Raw genomic sequence first — 16881 nt, forward strand, 5'->3', positions numbered from 1 at the left:
TGCCAAAAGCGGTTTGCCTGTTTCTTTATGATTACCTTCACACTGGATCAACTGTACACCTGGATTGGCCTGTTCCTGTGGCCCATGTGTCGCATTGCGGCCTTTGTGGGCAGCTCGCCCGTACTGGGTGAATCTACCGTTCCCGTGATGGTCAAAATTGGCATTTCGGTTATTTTAACGGTGGCCATTTCACCGTTTATCGGCCCTTTTGAAACCATCCCGCCCGATTCCTGGGCTGCCATGATCATGATGGCCAAACAAATTGTGATTGGCATGGCCATGGGTTTTAGCATGCGTATTGTATTTGCCGCGGTGAATATGGCCGGTGAATTGATCGGCCTGCAAATGGGCCTTTCTTTTGCGTCATTTTTTGATCCGGCCAACGGTGGCAATACCAGCGTCATGTCACGTCTGCTCAATGCCCTGGCCATGCTTATTTTTATTGCCGGCAACGGGCATCTTATTTTAATTTCAGGCCTGGCACGGTCTTTTGAAATTCTTCCCATCAGCGATGCCACCCTTCAATTGAATGGTATTGGTTTGCTGATCGAATGGAGCGCACAAATTTTTATTGCAGGAATGCTGATTGCCATCCCCCTGATTATTTCCCTGCTCACGATTAACCTGGCCATGGGTATTCTTAACCGAACCGCGCAACAGTTCTCAGTGTTTGCCGTGGGTTTTCCCATCACGCTCACTTTCAGCATGATGCTGTTAATGACCGTTTTACCCTATCTGAATCAATTCCTTGAAGTGTTTTTCTTCAATGGGTTTGAACAGATGGGGCGTATCATGAATGGGTTTTAATTAAAAAGAAACCCAGTCATCTTCTTTTTTATGGAGCTTGAACGGTGAACGCAAGTTTTTATCGGGCCTTTCGGTCAACAAAGGCACGTCTTGCTCACCAAATTCCATACGCTGGTTCCAGGCCTCCTGCAATGACAACGATGGCGTCTCTTTATTGACGGCAATCCGTGCAGGAGATGAGTTTTTAACACTGGTTTTCTGGGACTGATAAATTGCCTCATCCACAAATGAGCGATGTCCTTTGGTCACAAACAGCGACATCGTATTCATGGCCTCATCAATTTTCTCATTAAGGAATTGCGTTGAGGCAGCCAGGCGATCAACCAGTTGCGAGTTCTGATGAGTAACGTTATCCATCTGGATCACGGCACGGTTGATCTGGTCAATCCCACTGGCCTGTTCTTCGGTCGCGGAAGAGATCTCTCCCATGATGGTGGTGACTTCCGAAATGGATGTCACGATATTTCTCATGGTTTCACCGGCCTGGCCAACCAGTTTGGCACCATCGCCGACTTTGTCTACCGACGCATCAATCAACAGCTTGATTTCCTTGGCGGCTTCGGCACTGCGCTGGGAAAGCGCACGCACTTCAGACGCAACCACGGCAAAGCCATTGCCCTGCTCACCGGCACGTGCCGCCTCAACCGCGGCATTAATGGCCAGAATGTTGGTTTGAAAAGCAATGCTGTCAATCATGCTGACAATATCGGCAATCTTGTTGGAGCCCACGGAGATTTCTTCCATGGTGCTAACCACTTTTCGCATGACTTCGCCTCCCTCTTCCGCCACATGCGAAGCCTGAACCGCCAGTTGATTGGCCTGACGGGCGTTTTCAGCATTCTGCTTAACGGTACTGGAAAGCTCTTCCATGCTGGCTGCGGTTTCTTGCAAAGCAGCCGATTGCTGCTCGGTACGCGCACTTAAATTCAGATTGTCCTCACCCAGCTTGTCACCGTTTTCATTAATGACATTCAGGTTATCACGCACTTGGTCGACAATACTGCCCAGTTTGTCCTGCATGTCCACCAGACCACGCATGATGCGAGCCACTTCATTGTTGCCAACCACCTGGATGTTCTGGTTAAGTTCACCCCTGGCCATGCGGCTGAAGTAATCTTCCACACGGGCAAACGGCTTGACAATCACCGCGGTTAACAGGCGATGCACGAAGAAAGCAAATAACAGGGTCAGCAAGGCAATCACCGCGGATGTCAATATCACATAGCGGGTATTTTCTTCGGATTGCTCAAGCAGCTTTGTGTTTTTCAGGGCCACATCGGCCGGGGCATACTCTGCAAGCGCCTGGCTTAATGTCTGGATAGAAGTGGTGCTTTGGAAATTGCTGACAACAGCCATTGCCAGCACGGCAAAAGTACCCAAAATAATAATGGCCACCAAAATGCGCAGGCTTGATTTAATTTGTATTGCAGAAAAATTCATGGTACCAACTCCAATATCAACCTAAAGTCTTGAACAGACTAAGACCCTGAATTTTCTTGAACGCCAGGGATGCAGCCTCAAGCGCCATACCACGCATGGCCAGTTCGGTACTTGCTTCATAAAAGTCAACATCTTCAATGGCTGAAATTTCAGCTCTGAAATCAAGTCTGCGCTGTTCACCGCTGATGTTCAGCGACTCGATTTCATTCATTCGTGTACCAATTGAGGCACGGGTGGTCAGCACCGTATTGTAGTTGGCCTCAATTTTTTGAATGGCCGACGACATCACATTGCTCAACCGGGCGGCCGCTTGCGGATCGGTGCTGGTCGGTGTGTTAAGGGCGGCAGCCAGCTCATCAAGGGTGTTGAAGATATTGATATCTTCATTCTGGGCATAATTGACGCTGAATGTATCACCTTCGGCAGGCGTGCCGGAAAAGACAACATCCACACCACCGGGCAATACCAGTCGTGCCTGGCTGGCATCATAAACATTTGGCCCATCCGTACCCAGTACCACGCCATCGGCATTACGCGTTTCAACCGTATAGCTTAGCGGTGTGCCACCGAAAACAATACTGAAATTGTTGCCGACATTGGCGCCCTTCGGATCGTTGATATTGGGCGCACTGATATGCCCGGTACCGGTATTGGTGCGGGCGGCCGATGTCAAATAGCTGTTCTCGCCGGAAACGGCCCGGGTAAATACCGCATAGCCGGTATCGGCCGAACTCAACTGACGCGAAGTACTGACCTGGATCGCCCGGTTGCCCAGATCACCCTGCCAGTTGATTTTGCCGTTGGCATCAGGTGCAAAAGCGGCACGGTCCGACTGGTTGCCGGAAAAAATATATTGTCCGTTACCATCGGTGCTATTGGCCAGACCCAGCACCTGGTTGCGCAGGCTGTTCACCACCTCGGACAGCGTGGCCCGATCGGCATCGGCCATGGTGCCATTGCCCGCTTCCACAATTCTTGTCTTGATGGCAACCAATGTGGTGGCGACTTCGCTCAGGATACTTTCTTCAAAAGCCAGGTTCTGGGTGGCAATGCTGCGGTTCTCGGCAAAACGGTCATTAATGGCCATATTGTTGGACAAGTTCAATGCTCGGGCCGCTCCCAGAGGATCATCTTTGGGAGAAACAATTTTCTTGCCGGTTCCGATTTGCGTAAAAATATCCAGTTGCCGGGCTTGCTGGGTATTGATGGTGTTTAATCCTGTTTTATAAAACTGGCTGGTACTTATGCGCATGCCTAAACCCCTACTTCAAAGATAAAATGGTGTCCATCAGCACTGTGCTGACTTCGATGATACGCGAAGCGGCCAGGAACATTTCCTGGGCAGTTTCAAGCTTGATGTACTCTTCATTCAGGTTAACCCCTGACAAAGCCTGTTGTGCCGCATAGCTTTGTTTGGTCAGGGCATTCTGGGAGGCAATCATGAATTCGTTTTGCTGGGCCTGAACGCCGACCCGGTTGACGATTTGTGAAAAACTTTCATTAAAGGTTTTCGTGCCACCCAACACTTTTTTGCTTTGCAGCTTTGCCATCTCCAGGGCATTATTGCCGTTGGCCACGCCACCTTCGGCATCGGCGGCGGCAAACTGGTCACCATTGGTAATGGCCACACTGATTTGTACCGAACTGTTGGCAACCGCAGACAAGGTCCAGCGATCACCGGCCGACGGAACACCACCTTCCATTTTCAATTGCATGCCGTCAACCGCAACGCCCTCAAGCGTGGCACCGGTATGAATAATGTGGTTGTCGCTTTCGCGGGTAACCGTGTAAGTATTGCCATCAAAATAAATGGCGTAATCGGAAGCCTGTATTTTACCTGCGGCATCAGGTTGGAAAGTGGCCGTGAGTTTTACATTACCCACGTTTTGGGAATTGGCGATGGCCACCGGAGCCGGTACATTGAAAATTGCCTGACCGGGCTCACCTTTCAAGTCCAGGCCCTTGGCATTGGCCTCGTTCATGGACAGGGCAAACGCAGTGGCAAGCTGGCCTACTTCACGCTGTTCAACTTCCAGGCTTTCGCGACGGTATTTCAATAGACCACCCAGCGAACCGCCGGTTACTTTGGTTTCGTCCAGCTCAACCTTAACGACTTCACCCTGTTTACCCACCGGAATGGTGGCATACACCACGGTATTTTTGGGGTTTTCTGCCGATGGTCCGGTTGTTAAGGGATAAATTTTATTTTGACTCAGCAACTGCTGGCCATTTCCCACTGAAATACTGACCTGGTTGTCGTGCTCAACCACTTTGACATTCACAATCTGGTTGAGTTGTGCTATTTCATAATCACGCTGGTCGAGCAGGTCATTGGGTTCATGATGAGGATTCGCCCCCTTGGCCTGCACAATTTGCTGGTTCAATTCGGAAATGCGGCTAAGGTGGGCATTAATGGAAATAACCGAGTTGTCAATCTGATTATTGATTTCACCACGCTGCTGATCAAGGAACTGCCCCAGTTCATTGAATTGGGTTACGACGGTTTGGGTACGGCCCAACAGTTCCTGGCGGGAAGCCGGATCGGCCGGGTTACTGGCCACGGCATTGACACCGTCAAAAAACGACTGGATGGCTGGCCCGATACCCACCGTGCGATCTGCCAGCACATTATTGAGTTGCGCAATCTGGCCACCATAGGCGGCCAGCAATGCCCCCTTGCTTTCATTGTTAACAAGTTGACTGTTCAGAAAAGAGTCATAAGCACGACGAACGGTATCCACCGCAACACCACGGCCCAAAAAACCGTTACCCGTTGAGGAAGCGCCTGCCGTTGAGATCAGGGTTTCCTGCCGGACATAACCGGGGGTATTATAGTTGCTGATATTATGGCTGGTTGTTGTCAGGCGAGCCTGCGCCGTATTCAGGGCGGTTAACCCAAGTTTGGCCAAATTCATAATTTTCCGTCAATAAATATTACTTGTCTTTCTGTTGGTTAACGGCAGAAAAATCCAATTGTTTAGCCAAGGCACCAAAAAAAGCGCGCTGACCAGCTTAAATGGTGGAAATCCGGTTTTTATCAAGGGACGCGGTATTGGACGCCAACGAACGGTCTTCAAAATACCCCATAATATTGATCAGTTTGCTGGCATATTTGGGGTCTGTGGCATAACCGGCTTTCTGGATCTGCCGGGCCGCTTCATGGGCATTTTCTGCCGTCAATACATGCTTATAGCGCTCGTTCTGGCTAATCAGGCGGGCATAATCGGCAAACGACTCTTCATAAGAATCATAGGCCCTGAAAGGCTGTTTCATTTTTTTTGCCATCCCATTGACATATTCGGTAGTCATTACATTAACCACTTTACCCTTCCAGCCTCCGGTTGCCTTGATCCCAAACAGGTTATAACTGGTCTGTCCATTTTCATGCAGAATTTCGCGGCGTCCCCAACCTGACTCAAGCGCGGCCTGACTTAAAATCAGTGAAGCGGGAATCCCGGTACTGGCCGATGCCGCACTGGCAGCAGGACCCATTTTCTCAACAAAGCTGCTGATGCGTTCCGGTGCATCATCCGCGACACCAATCACCGAAGCCACGTTTTTTGCAAAAATGCGCACCCGATTACCCAAAGAAGAAATCAGTTCGCCAATCGCATCCTTGTGTTCTGCTGGCATCGACATCAACGTTGCCTTATTAACACTGGTGAAATCACCCGCATCCATTGACTTGCCTGTATTGAGCAAGGCTGCCGAACCACTTTCCCTGATTTGTTCCAGCAAGGACTGGGCCAGGCCAATGCCTTTGCCCGAAGCCATATTGAGCGCCATTTGCTCATCGGCCATGGATTGCACCAAACGGGTCTGGTCGCTGTCAAACATCCCTTCCCCCAGACGCGTGGCACGTGCCTGCTTTAACAGCGTCTGGATAAACAGGGCCTCAAATTGCTGGGCAACTTCTTTTTCGCCTTTTTCAATATCTTCCAGCGAGGTATTCATTTGCCCGGCCACCTGGCGCTTGAGCTGGTGCAGCGAATTCATGTCCATGACAAACTGTGGAGCAGAACGGCTCACGCCGGGACGGGGGATATAACTGGTAATTGTCATGGCGACTCCTGTTAACTAAATAATTTCCAGATCGGCCCTGAGGGCACCGGCACTTTTTAATGCCTGGAGAATAGAAATCAGGTCTTGCGGACTGGCACCCAGGGCATTTAAGGCACGCACCACATCTGTCAGACGCACGCCTCGATTCACCATTTGCAATTTGCCCTGTTGCTGCTGAACCTGGATATTGGTATTGGGTGTAACAACAGTTTGCCCGCCACCAAAAGGGGTATTGGGCTGGTTCACATCAACACTTTGGTCAATGACCACGGCCAGACTGCCAAAAGCCACGGCAGCCTGATCAATGGTGACCGACTGATTCATGACCACGGTACCGGTACGCGCATTCACGATAACCTTGGCGCGTGCCGCTGCACGCGTGACATTAATAGCCTGCAAACGGGCCAGAAAAGCGGCTTGCGCCGATTCAACCATGGGGCCACGCACCTCAATGACGCGTCCGTTCACGGATCTTGCCGCGCCTGCTCCCATAACCTTGTTAATGGCTGCCACGGCATTTTCAGTGGTACCAAAATCGGTATCATGCATTTCTATCCGGATAATACCGTCTTTGCTGAAACGTGTCGGCACCGTGCGCTCCACCAGAGCACCACCGGTAATCATGCCGCCATTTAACTGGTTAACCTGGACCTGGCTGCCACCAGACTGGGCCCCCGCCCCACCCACCACGATATTTCCCTGCGCCAGGGCATATACCTGGTTATCGGCCCCCTTAAGAGGGGTCATTAACAAGGTGCCGCCCCGCAGGCTTTTGGCATTACCCATGGAAGAGACGTTCACGTCAATGGATTGACCAGGCTGGGCAAACGAAGGCAGGGTTGCCGTTACCATGACTGCCGCCACGTTTTTAACCTGCATATTGACCCCTGCAGGCACCGTAACACCCAGCTGGGCCAGCATATTGGTCAGGCTTTGTTGGGTAAAGGGCGACTGACGCACCTGGTCACCACTGCCATCCAGACCTACCACCAGACCATAACCAATCAACTGGTTGTCGCGCACCCCCTGGATGGAGGCCAGGTCTCGCAACGGTTCAGCCAGGGCAAAACCCTGAGCCACACCGACCCATAAGACCAATGCCATGAGGTGTTTCAGGATTCCGGATTTCATTGTCAAACTGCAACTCCAATTATGAGTATTAAACACTTAGAACGGTGCAATGTTCAGGAAAAACCGCTGCAACCAGCCCATGGTTTGCACCTCGTCCATCACACCCTTGCTACGAAACTCGATGCGGGCATCGGCCACCTGAGTGGAAGACACGGTATTGGTGCCGGTAATGGAACGCGGGTCAACCACCCCTGAAAAACGCAGGTGCTCACTGCCCTGGTTAATCGCAATGGCTTTTTCCCCGGCAATTTTCAGGTTGCCATTGGCCAACACGCCAATCACGGTCGTGGTAATGTTACCGGTGAACATGTTATTGGCCGTACTGCTACCCTTGCCTTCCATATCGTTGCTACCGTCTGCAGAAAAACGCTCATCGGCAGACAATGCGCTTGGCATCCAGTCAGGCGCAGCGGTTACACCAAAATCCATGCCGCTGTTACGATTGGTGGTGGTTGCCACACGCTTGGAGGCATTGGTTTTCTCTTCAATCACCACAGTCACGATATCGCCGACATTGCGTGGCCGACGGTCTTCAAACAAGGGAAAAACGCCTGCCTGTCCACCCCGGTAAATAGAACCGTCCGGCTCTTGCCGGACCTCGGGCATGGGCTGCATGGGCTCGGCTGTCAGGGGACCATCCACGATTTTGGGATGAGGCACCATGGCACAACCACTGGCCAGGGCAATAATCAGACCAACCGTAAACAGACGAATCGAACGAAAAGACATAGACATAAGGCGGTATCGCAAAGTGAGTGAGTCAATCAGATCTGGGTCAGGCGGGCAAGCATCTGGTCGGAAGTGGTAATGGCCTTGCTGTTCATTTCATAGGCCCGCTGGGTGGCAATCATGTTAACCAGCTCTTCAGCCACGTTCACGTTAGAGGTTTCGGTATATTTATGCAAAATTCTGCCGGTGCCATCCAAACCTGGTGTGGATACGGTTTCGGCGCCCGATGCATCGGTTTGGGCATACAGGTTTTCACCCAGGCTGAGCAAACCGGCCGGATTGACAAAAGTGGTCAACTCCAGCTGGCCCACCTGGATGCTCGTGCCGGTTGCACCGGGCTGGGTGACCGACACCGTACCATCCCGGCCAATTTCAATGGTTAAGGCATTATCGGGAATGGTAATGGCCGGCTGTATGGGGTAACCACCTGCAGTAACCAGCTGGCCGTTCTGGTCCAGCTGCAGGGAACCATTGCGGGTATAGGCAAAGGTGCCATCGGGCATTTCAACCTGCAGGAAACCCCTGCCATCGATGGCAATATCAAGACTGTTGCCGGTATTTTTCAGATTGCCCTGGGTATGGATACGCTCGGTGGCTACGGTACGCACCCCCATACCCACCTGCAGGCCGGTAGGCAACTGGTTGGCATCGCCCACCTGGGCGCCGGGCTGGCGTACGGTCTGGTACATCAGGTCCTCAAAAATGGCACGGTTGCGCTTGAAGCCATCGGTGTTGACGTTGGCAATATTATTGGAAATCACATCCATATTGGTTTGCTGGGCCTCAAGGCCTGTCTTGGCAATCCATAGCGAGCGTATCATATTGGTTCCTGATTAAATCAATGATAAATTAAGTACAAAATCATGCAAAATGCGTTTACCCGGCCGATGAAAGCAGACTGTTCGCATTTTGCTCTTTGCTGCTCAGTTCCTGGATAACTTTCATTTGCATTTCAAAACGACGGGCATTCTGGATAAGCCCCACCATATTGCCGGCGGCACTGACATTGCTGCCTTCCAGGATGCCGCTTACAACGGTTACCTGTGTGGTATCAGGCAGTTCAACCTGCTGCCCCTGGGCGTTGACGGCACGGAACAGACCATCATCACCACGCACCATGCGGGCATTGCCTGGATCACCAATCTTTAATTTGGCCACCCGCTGCACTTCGGTGGGCGCATCACCTGCGGCCAAGACGTTAATACCGCCAGAACGCTCAATACCAATCGCGGCCGCATCGGGAATTTCAATGGGCTGGCCATCTTCAGACAACACCATCAGGCCTCCCCCCGTCACCAGCAGACCATCAGCGTTACGCTGCAGGTTTCCGCCACGCGTATACGCCTCGGAGCCATTAAGGGCCCGCACCGCAAACCAGCCCTCACCCTGAATGGCAACATCCAGGTCACGGCCGGTGGTCATAAACGCCCCCTGCTCCATATCGCTATCCGAGGTGGTGGCCACCGTTAGCACCCGGGTGGTTTCAGCACTGCCAATTAAGGGACTGACCACCGGTGTGGAACGGTATTGCGAAAGCTGGGCCCGAAAGCCCGGCGTGTTCACGTTCGCCAGATTATTGGACAGAACCGCCTGCTGCTCCAGGATTCTGGCTGCCCCGTTGCTGGCTGTATATATGGCACGATCCATTTATTTCACTCCTGCCGGTTAACGCAGGGAGATCAGGGTCTGCAAGATCTGATCCTGGGTTTTAATGGTTTGGGCATTGGCCTGATAATTGCGCTGGGCAATAATCATGTTCACCAATTCGGAACTCATATCCACGTTGGACTCTTCAACCGCCTGCCCTTTAAGACGAGCCAGGCTGTTGGTACCCGGTTTACCAAAAACCGGTGGGCCTGAGTCACGGGTTTCCTGCCAGGCATTGCCACCGATGGGCTGCAGGCCATTCAGGTTGTTAAAATTGGCCAGCGCCACGTAACCCATGACCTGTGATTCACCATTGGTGTAATTGGCCACAATGGCACCATCCGCAGAAACGGACAAACCGTTATATTCACCCGTTGCATAGCCGTCCTGGACAAAGTTGGGCGTAAAAGCACCGGCAAACTGCGTGCTACCGGTGTAATCCATTCTAATAACCAATGGCTCTGCCGGGGCGGCTGCGGTACCGGGCTGGTTAACCGTGACCATTAAAGTATTGCTGCTGGTTAAACGGCCAATACTGTCGAAGGTCATGGGTAACGGGCCACCACCGGCAGGCGCATCCACCGGGACCCCGTCCATATAGTAATAAACATCCCATTCGCTTTCGGTACCAGTGGTTCCGGCACGTTTGACAAAGTATTGGGTCAGCTCATGGGCATTGCCCAAAGAGTCATACACATTCATGTTCAGCGAATGGGTAAAGCTGGCCGGATCAGCCGGTGAAAATGGTCTTGCCTGCTGTGCGGGCTGATAAGCCACTGTGGGGTCCAGGGCCCCGCTAACCACCTGCCCGCCTGACAGGGTGACGGTTGAGGTGCCACTGGTGTAAGTGCCATCTGGCGGTGCCGGTACAGTGGCACCGGCCGCATCGGTCCAGGTCAGGCCACCGGTACTGCTTACCCGAAAATTATAGGTCGTGGTAACGCCACCAGACTCCAGCGCAACTTCGCCCAACACCTCAGGAGAACCGGTAATGGAGATAATGGACGCATTGGCATCCAGGTTGGTGATCAAGCCTGTATTTTGCGTTGCTTTGGGAGGAATATTGCCAACCGGGATTTTCAGTTCCTGCAGCAAGGTGCTGTTTTCACCAATGTAACCGGTAAGACGCTGCCCGCTGCTATTGACAATGTAATTGTTACGGTCTGCCTGGAACTGACCATTACGTGTATAAGACACGTTTCCACTGGTGTCCACCAAACGGAACAGGCCTTTTTCACCATCAATGGCCAAATCAAGCGAATTACCCGTTGAAGAGATATTACCCAAGGTAAAGCGCTGGTTAATGGCCGCAACCTGCACGCCCATACCCACCCGTGATGAAGCATATACATCGGCAAATGCTACTGACGATGCCTTGAAACCCACCGTGGCCGAGTTGGCAATATTGTTTCCAATCACGTCCAGATTCTGTGCCGAGGCGTTCAAGCCTGATAAACCTTGTCCAAATGCCATGATAAAAAATCACTTATAAAAAATTAATCTTCAGTTCATTACTTTACGCAGATCAGTCAGCGCGTAACGACCGGTCAGCCCCAAGTCCATTTTCATGCCTTCGGTGCTGTAAGAAACACTTTGTACCTGCCCATATTGCAATGCCTCGGCAGGAACGGAACTATTGGCCGCATCAAGAGCCGTTACACGAACCGTGTATTTGCCCGCCGGTGCCTGCGTACCATTATCGCCCAGACCATCCCACTGCATGGAAATGACATCCACATTCTGGGGCCCCAAATCGAAGGTGCGTACCGGATTGCCGGCGGCATCCACAATTTCCACTTTCAGGCTGGCGGCTGCACCCATCAGGTCAACCCCAAAAGGGGTGGCCACACCACTTTCACCCAGCTTGATGGCTTCACCGGGCACCAATACATGGCGGCCGATCAGGTTTGAAGCCTGCATTGACTGCGACACATCCAGCTGGCCGGTAAGGGCCAGAACGGTCTGGTTAAGCTTTTCTATACCACTTACGGTAGACAGCTGGGCCAGCTGCGACGTAATGCCGGCATTGTCCATGGGGTTCAGGGGATCCTGGTTACGCAACTGAGTTACCAGCAAGGTCAGGAACTGCTCTTGTGTTTCTGCGATACTGCTTGTGCCCAGGCTGCTTGCGCCACCGCTCAGGGAACTGGCACCGCTGGTTGGATTGATGATAGTCATAAGTTGCCTTTTTCCTTTTACTGACCAAGAGTCAGTGTTTTCATCATGATCGTCTTGGCCGTATTGATCACTTCCACATTGGCCTGGTAAGAACGGGCTGCCGCAATCATGTTGACCGTTTCACCCACAACATCAACATTGGGTAGCGTGACATAACCATTATTGTCTGCATAAGGGCTTTGCGGATCATATTGCAAGCGCATGGGCGCCTGGCTTTCAACCACATTACTGACCTGCACGCCCCCAATCGGATACTGACTGAAAGCATTGCCCAGCGGCTGCATTTTAAAAACCACCTGCTTGGCTTTGTAAGGCTGCCCATTGGGCCCGGCCACGCTATCGGCATTCGCAATATTGCTGGCCGTCACGTTCATGCGTTGAGAACCCGCATTCAATGCCGAACCCGCAATGCTGAAAATACTCATCATGTCAGACATTCTGTTTCCTTCCCGTTAATTAGGCTGCAAAGCGGACAACATGGATTTAATCTTACCATCCAGCAATGTCAGGGTAGTCTGGTATTGCATGGTGTTATCTGCAAAAGCCACGCGTTCCACATCCATTTCAACCGTATTGCCATCAAGGCTGTTTTGCGTTGGCAAACGATATTGGGGTGAAAACTGCAAAGGTCCCGTTGCCGCTGCCGGAATATGCCGTGCCGAGGTCAGGGTAAGCTGCGTGTCACCCAGGCCTTTTTGCACTCCGTTTGCCTGCGCAAGCACTTCCTTGAAACTGAAATCGCGCGCCTTGTAGTTGGGCGTATCCGCATTGGCAATATTGGTGGAAAGCAATTCCATCCGTTGCTGGCGCAAACCGACTGCGGTCTGCAAAAATTTGAATTCGTTACCAATTCTGTCCATAGTGCCTGTCCCTGCTGCTGACGCAACATACATTTAAGCCATTACAGTCAATATGTTAAGCTATCCGAAGTCAATACAAAGGAAAGGTAAACGGGGGTTTTCCTGCTTAATTCAGGCTAATCAAAAATACGGCCCCAAGATAGAATTCAACTTATGAACAGGATAATGACTTTGGTTCGCACAAAATTATTTGGCTCCGGCCTGAAAACACCCGGCCTGGTCCTGCTTTGCCTGGCTGCCTTAGGCAGCATGTCTCATGCCAATGAGATATCCGGGCTACAGCAGGCCATCATGCAGGAAACCGAAGACTATCTTACCGAACAGGCGGCCAATCTTGACGGCACCCCCACCATCAATGTCAGCGTGCCAAAGGCCCAATCCTTTGAAAGCTGTCATGACCGGGTGTATTTTCTGCCCAACAAAGGCTCCCTGCGCTCTTCGATGTCCATAGGCATTCGCTGCATGGATTCAGGAAAAACCGAATACTTGCGTGCCTCACTGTCAATTGAAGGCAATTATTATGTTGCCGCCCAAGACATTGATGCCGGGCAAACCATCATGTCCCACCATATCGAAGAAAAACAGGGTGATCTGCTCAAGTTGCCGGCAAGCTCGCGCACAACCCCCGAACAATTACTGGGGCATATTGCCAATACACGCATTCCGATCGGCCGCCCCATTAAGCTGAACATGATTCGAGGCCCGCAATCAATCAGCAAAGGTCAGCCTGTCCGGCTGCAGGTAAGGCAAGGCGCCCTTACCGTTACCCAGCAGGGAGAGGCCCTTACCACGGCAGACGTGGGTGGCAGCATCCAGGTTAAAACCAGTTCCGGCAAGGTCATCATGGGAACGGTTATTAATGCCAACACGGTTAATGTGCTTTTTTAGGCAGCATGATGGCAACCCTGGCTTATAATCAACGCATTAACGGCAGAAAAAATTGCTCTTTGGCTAAAGTTTTCAAGTATTCATCCGTTAATACCGGTAAGCCAACTGTTTTAGTGCTGTCATGGTGGTTTTTACCCTCTTGGCAGACCCGAAGATCATGACCATGAAAATTTCTCCCGCTTCGCTATATCATACAACGGCGGTTTCTACCAAGCCCGCCTCCCGTAACGGTACGCCCGCGCCCGCCAGTACACCGGCCGCCGTACAACCCGACAGCAGCACCAAGGTGGATTTAAGTCCGGTGGCCCGCGACCTTACCAGCCCGGAAAATGATGTCGACCTTGAGCGCGTACAGGCTATTCGCCAGGCATTGGCCAATGGCACGCTTAATATCAACCCCACACGTATTGCCGAAGGCATTTTACAAGATGCCATTGACATACTGAGTTAATCACTTTTTGCCCATGACCGCCCATAACAATTCATCTACCCTGTCCCGCCAAATCCTGGAACAGCTTGTGCTGGAAACAGAAATTGCAAAACAGTTTTTGCAAGTCCTGAATGATGAATGCGCAGCGCTCATGGCATTCAGCTCGCCCGAACCCTTGCGTGAGCTGGCACAAAAAAAATGGCAAATTGGCCAACAACTGGAAGCTTCCTACAAAGTAAGGATGCAGTTGGTTCAGTCCCGCTTTCCAGTTTCAGATACACAAAATAGCCTGTCAGCTGTCATTGACAAGCTTGACCCGCAACAACAGGGCGATCTGGCCAAACAATGGAACAACTATAACGAGCTTGTTTCACAGGCAAAAAGCCTGAATGAAAGCAATGCCATCATGATTCACAGCTACCTGAAATACAACCAGGATGCCCTTGACTCCCTTAACCGTGCCGCAGGCGTGCAACACACCTATGATGACAAGGGCATGCGCAAGCCGGTCAGTACCGGCAAACCTCTGGCAAGCGCTTAAATCCATAGGCCTGAACCTGGCCCATATCAGCCACCAATTACCGACGTCACTTTCAGGTACCGTTCTTCGGGAATTTCCGTATTTGAGAGCACGGTCAACTGCGGAAATCCATACCTGAACAACCTGGCCAATGAAGCACGCAATACCGGTGGCACCACCAGGACCGCCGGCAAATTGTGAACGGTTTGTTTTTGCAGGGCCAGATCGGTTTCCGTATGCAGGTTATCGGCCAGACCCGGCTCCAGTGAACCACTCGTGGTCAGGGCCTGCGTCAGGACCTGTGTCAACTGGGGTGCCAGACCAATCACATTACACTCGACCGCATCCCCAAAACACTGCTGAGTAATGGCCCTGCCCAGTGCCGTGCGCACCCGCGCAATCAATTCCTCTATATTTATCATCATACCTGGCTGGGTCTGCCCACTCAAAATAGGCCCCCACTCGGTCAGCACTTCAACAATGGTACGCATGTCCCGGATAGACACCCCTTCGCTCAACAGACCTCGCAATACATTATGCAAGGTCGTCAGGGACACCGCCTTGGGCACAAAATCCTCAACCAGCTTGGGCTCTTCCTTACCAATATGCTCAAGCAATTGCTGCACTTCCTGACGGCCCAGCAAATGTGCCGCGTGCCGTGTCAGCAACTGGTTAATATGGGTCGCAATCACCGTACTGGCATCCACCACGGTATAGCCCATCACCTGGGCCCGCTCACGCACATCCTCACCTACCCAGTACGCGGTCAGTCCAAAGGTGGGGTCCGTGGTTTTTTCACCTTCGGTCAGCTCAAACTCCACCCCACCCGGATCAATCGCCAGCCATTTACCGGGCTGAACCTGACCTTTACCAATTTCAACGCCAGACAGCAAAATACGGTACTCACTGGGGTGCAACTCCAGATTGTCCCGAATGTGTACGACAGGTGGCAAAAAACCCATATTCTGGGCAAACTGTTTACGCAAACTACGGATACGGGAAATCAATTCTCCCCCCTGCTCCTGGTCAACCAGACTAATCAGGCGATAACCCACTTCCATGGCAAAGGGCTCCACCAGGGTCACATCATCCCAGCGGGCTTCCTTGGCAGCGGTATCCGCAGGCGTGGCCTCGACTTCCTGGACAGGTCCCTGCATGGCAAGTGCCTCATTCTTTTTCTGTATCCGATAGCCCAAATAAGCAAAGAAACCGGCCAGTGACAAAAAGGCAACATGCGGCATATTGGGAATCATGCCCATAATGCCAATAATGCCTGCCGTAATATAAAGCACCATCGGGTTGGAAAACAGCTGGCCCATCATTTGCTGGCCAACATCCTGGTTATTCGCCACACGCGACACCACCACACCCGCCGCGGTTGAAATGATGAGTGCGGGAATTTGTCCAACCAGACCATCTCCAATCGTCAGCAAGGTATACACCTGACCGGCTTCACTAAAACTGAGATCGTGCTGCATAACACCTACCAGCAGCCCGCCCACAATACTGACCACCATAATAATCAGGCCGGCAATGGCATCACCACGCACAAATTTACTGGCACCATCCATGGCACCGTAAAACTCCGCTTCCTGTGCCACTTCCGCCCTTCTTCGGCGCGCATCATCCTCGGCAATCAGGCCGGCATTCAGGTCGGCATCAATCGCCATTTGCTTACCGGGCATGGCATCCAGCGTAAAACGGGCACCCACTTCGGCAATCCGGCCCGCACCCTTGGTAATGACCACAAAGTTGATCAGGACCAGAATGGCAAAAACAACAATACCAACAGCAAAGTTTCCACCCACCAGAAAGTGACCAAATGCCTCAATAACCTGACCGGCGGCATCGGGCCCGGTATGCCCATGCAACAAAACTACACGGGTGGACGCCACGTTCAGTGACAGACGCAGTAGCGTAGCAAATAACAGGACCGATGGAAATGCGGCAAAATCCAGCGGTTTTTTGGTAAACATGGCCACCAGAAGAATCATGATGGACAAGGCAATGTTAAAAGTAAAAAACAGATCCAGCAAAAAAGGCGGCAAAGGCAGGATCATCATGGCAAGCACCATGACAATCAGCACCGGACCGGCCAGCATTCTGGAGTCTGCCGCATGCAATTTCAGTGAGGAAAAAAAACGGTTCATATACTCAATAATTTAGGTCATTCAGGGTTTTGCAGGATC

At 51.8% G+C, this 16881-nt stretch carries 17 protein-coding genes; 4 read left to right on the plus strand and 13 right to left on the minus strand.

Going from position 1 to position 16881, the window contains the following annotated elements; all coding sequences use genetic code 11:
• The first annotated feature begins 27 nt into the window (after nucleotides 1-27).
• The gene (gene fliR, locus HCX92_RS10375) at nucleotides 28-807 is read left to right on the plus strand and encodes a flagellar biosynthetic protein FliR (protein ID WP_169294895.1); all 780 of its coding nucleotides are present in this window, start codon (nucleotides 28-30) and stop codon (nucleotides 805-807) included.
• On the opposite strand, the gene HCX92_RS10380 is transcribed toward fliR, so the two are convergent.
• The 12 genes from HCX92_RS10380 to flgB form a co-directional block, all read right to left on the minus strand.
• Nucleotides 808-2247: a methyl-accepting chemotaxis protein gene (locus tag HCX92_RS10380; RefSeq protein ID WP_169294896.1), complete on the minus strand. Its 1440-nt coding sequence runs from the start codon at nucleotides 2245-2247 to the stop codon at nucleotides 808-810.
• Between the two features lie 16 nt (nucleotides 2248-2263).
• Nucleotides 2264-3499 (minus strand): flagellar hook-associated protein FlgL, encoded by a 1236-nt coding sequence (gene flgL / locus HCX92_RS10385; RefSeq protein ID WP_169294897.1) that lies wholly within the window; start codon nucleotides 3497-3499, stop codon nucleotides 2264-2266.
• 10 nt (nucleotides 3500-3509) lie between these two features.
• Entirely contained in the window at nucleotides 3510-5162 is a 1653-nt protein-coding gene (gene flgK / locus HCX92_RS10390) for a flagellar hook-associated protein FlgK (RefSeq protein ID WP_169294898.1), read from the minus strand.
• Between the two features lie 97 nt (nucleotides 5163-5259).
• Nucleotides 5260-6309: a flagellar assembly peptidoglycan hydrolase FlgJ gene (flgJ, locus tag HCX92_RS10395; RefSeq protein WP_169294899.1), complete on the minus strand. Its 1050-nt coding sequence runs from the start codon at nucleotides 6307-6309 to the stop codon at nucleotides 5260-5262.
• Nucleotides 6310-6324: 15 nt separating this feature from the next.
• The gene (locus tag HCX92_RS10400) at nucleotides 6325-7440 is read right to left on the minus strand and encodes a flagellar basal body P-ring protein FlgI (RefSeq protein ID WP_169294900.1); all 1116 of its coding nucleotides are present in this window, start codon (nucleotides 7438-7440) and stop codon (nucleotides 6325-6327) included.
• A gap of 36 nt (nucleotides 7441-7476) precedes the next feature.
• A complete protein-coding gene (locus HCX92_RS10405) occupies nucleotides 7477-8169 on the minus strand; it encodes a flagellar basal body L-ring protein FlgH (protein ID WP_169295006.1) in 693 nt (230 codons plus the stop codon).
• A gap of 35 nt (nucleotides 8170-8204) precedes the next feature.
• Entirely contained in the window at nucleotides 8205-8990 is a 786-nt protein-coding gene (gene flgG / locus HCX92_RS10410; protein WP_169294901.1) for a flagellar basal-body rod protein FlgG, read from the minus strand.
• A gap of 55 nt (nucleotides 8991-9045) precedes the next feature.
• Nucleotides 9046-9816, minus strand: a complete 771-nt coding sequence (locus HCX92_RS10415) for a flagellar basal body rod protein FlgF (protein WP_169294902.1) — start codon at nucleotides 9814-9816, stop codon at nucleotides 9046-9048.
• A gap of 18 nt (nucleotides 9817-9834) precedes the next feature.
• Entirely contained in the window at nucleotides 9835-11289 is a 1455-nt protein-coding gene (locus HCX92_RS10420) for a flagellar hook protein FlgE (protein ID WP_169294903.1), read from the minus strand.
• A gap of 30 nt (nucleotides 11290-11319) precedes the next feature.
• Nucleotides 11320-11994, minus strand: coding sequence for a flagellar hook capping FlgD N-terminal domain-containing protein (locus HCX92_RS10425; RefSeq protein WP_169294904.1), 675 nt, complete (start codon nucleotides 11992-11994; stop codon nucleotides 11320-11322).
• 17 nt (nucleotides 11995-12011) lie between these two features.
• The gene (flgC, locus tag HCX92_RS10430) at nucleotides 12012-12431 is read right to left on the minus strand and encodes a flagellar basal body rod protein FlgC (protein WP_169294905.1); all 420 of its coding nucleotides are present in this window, start codon (nucleotides 12429-12431) and stop codon (nucleotides 12012-12014) included.
• A gap of 15 nt (nucleotides 12432-12446) precedes the next feature.
• Nucleotides 12447-12854 (minus strand): flagellar basal body rod protein FlgB, encoded by a 408-nt coding sequence (flgB, locus tag HCX92_RS10435; RefSeq protein WP_169294906.1) that lies wholly within the window; start codon nucleotides 12852-12854, stop codon nucleotides 12447-12449.
• A 165-nt stretch (nucleotides 12855-13019) separates the two neighbouring features.
• Here flgB and flgA point away from each other — a divergent pair, with 165 nt between their 5' ends.
• The 3 genes from flgA to flgN all read left to right on the plus strand — a co-directional run bounded on the left by flgA (nucleotide 13020) and on the right by flgN (nucleotide 14713).
• Nucleotides 13020-13742, plus strand: a complete 723-nt coding sequence (gene flgA / locus HCX92_RS10440; RefSeq protein ID WP_169294907.1) for a flagellar basal body P-ring formation chaperone FlgA — start codon at nucleotides 13020-13022, stop codon at nucleotides 13740-13742.
• Nucleotides 13743-13905: 163 nt separating this feature from the next.
• Complete coding sequence (gene flgM, locus HCX92_RS10445) at nucleotides 13906-14193, plus strand: flagellar biosynthesis anti-sigma factor FlgM (RefSeq protein ID WP_169294908.1); 288 nt, start codon at nucleotides 13906-13908, stop codon at nucleotides 14191-14193.
• A 13-nt stretch (nucleotides 14194-14206) separates the two neighbouring features.
• A complete protein-coding gene (gene flgN, locus HCX92_RS10450) occupies nucleotides 14207-14713 on the plus strand; it encodes a flagellar protein FlgN (RefSeq protein ID WP_169294909.1) in 507 nt (168 codons plus the stop codon).
• A 26-nt stretch (nucleotides 14714-14739) separates the two neighbouring features.
• Here flgN and flhA read toward each other — a convergent pair whose 3' ends face one another.
• Nucleotides 14740-16842, minus strand: coding sequence for a flagellar biosynthesis protein FlhA (gene flhA / locus HCX92_RS10455; protein WP_169294910.1), 2103 nt, complete (start codon nucleotides 16840-16842; stop codon nucleotides 14740-14742).
• Nucleotides 16843-16881: the final 39 nt, after the last annotated feature.

Origin of the sequence: Advenella sp. EE-W14 (assembly GCF_012923605.1) — a bacterium.
Lineage (GTDB): Bacteria > Pseudomonadota > Gammaproteobacteria > Burkholderiales > Burkholderiaceae_B > Advenella > Advenella alkanexedens.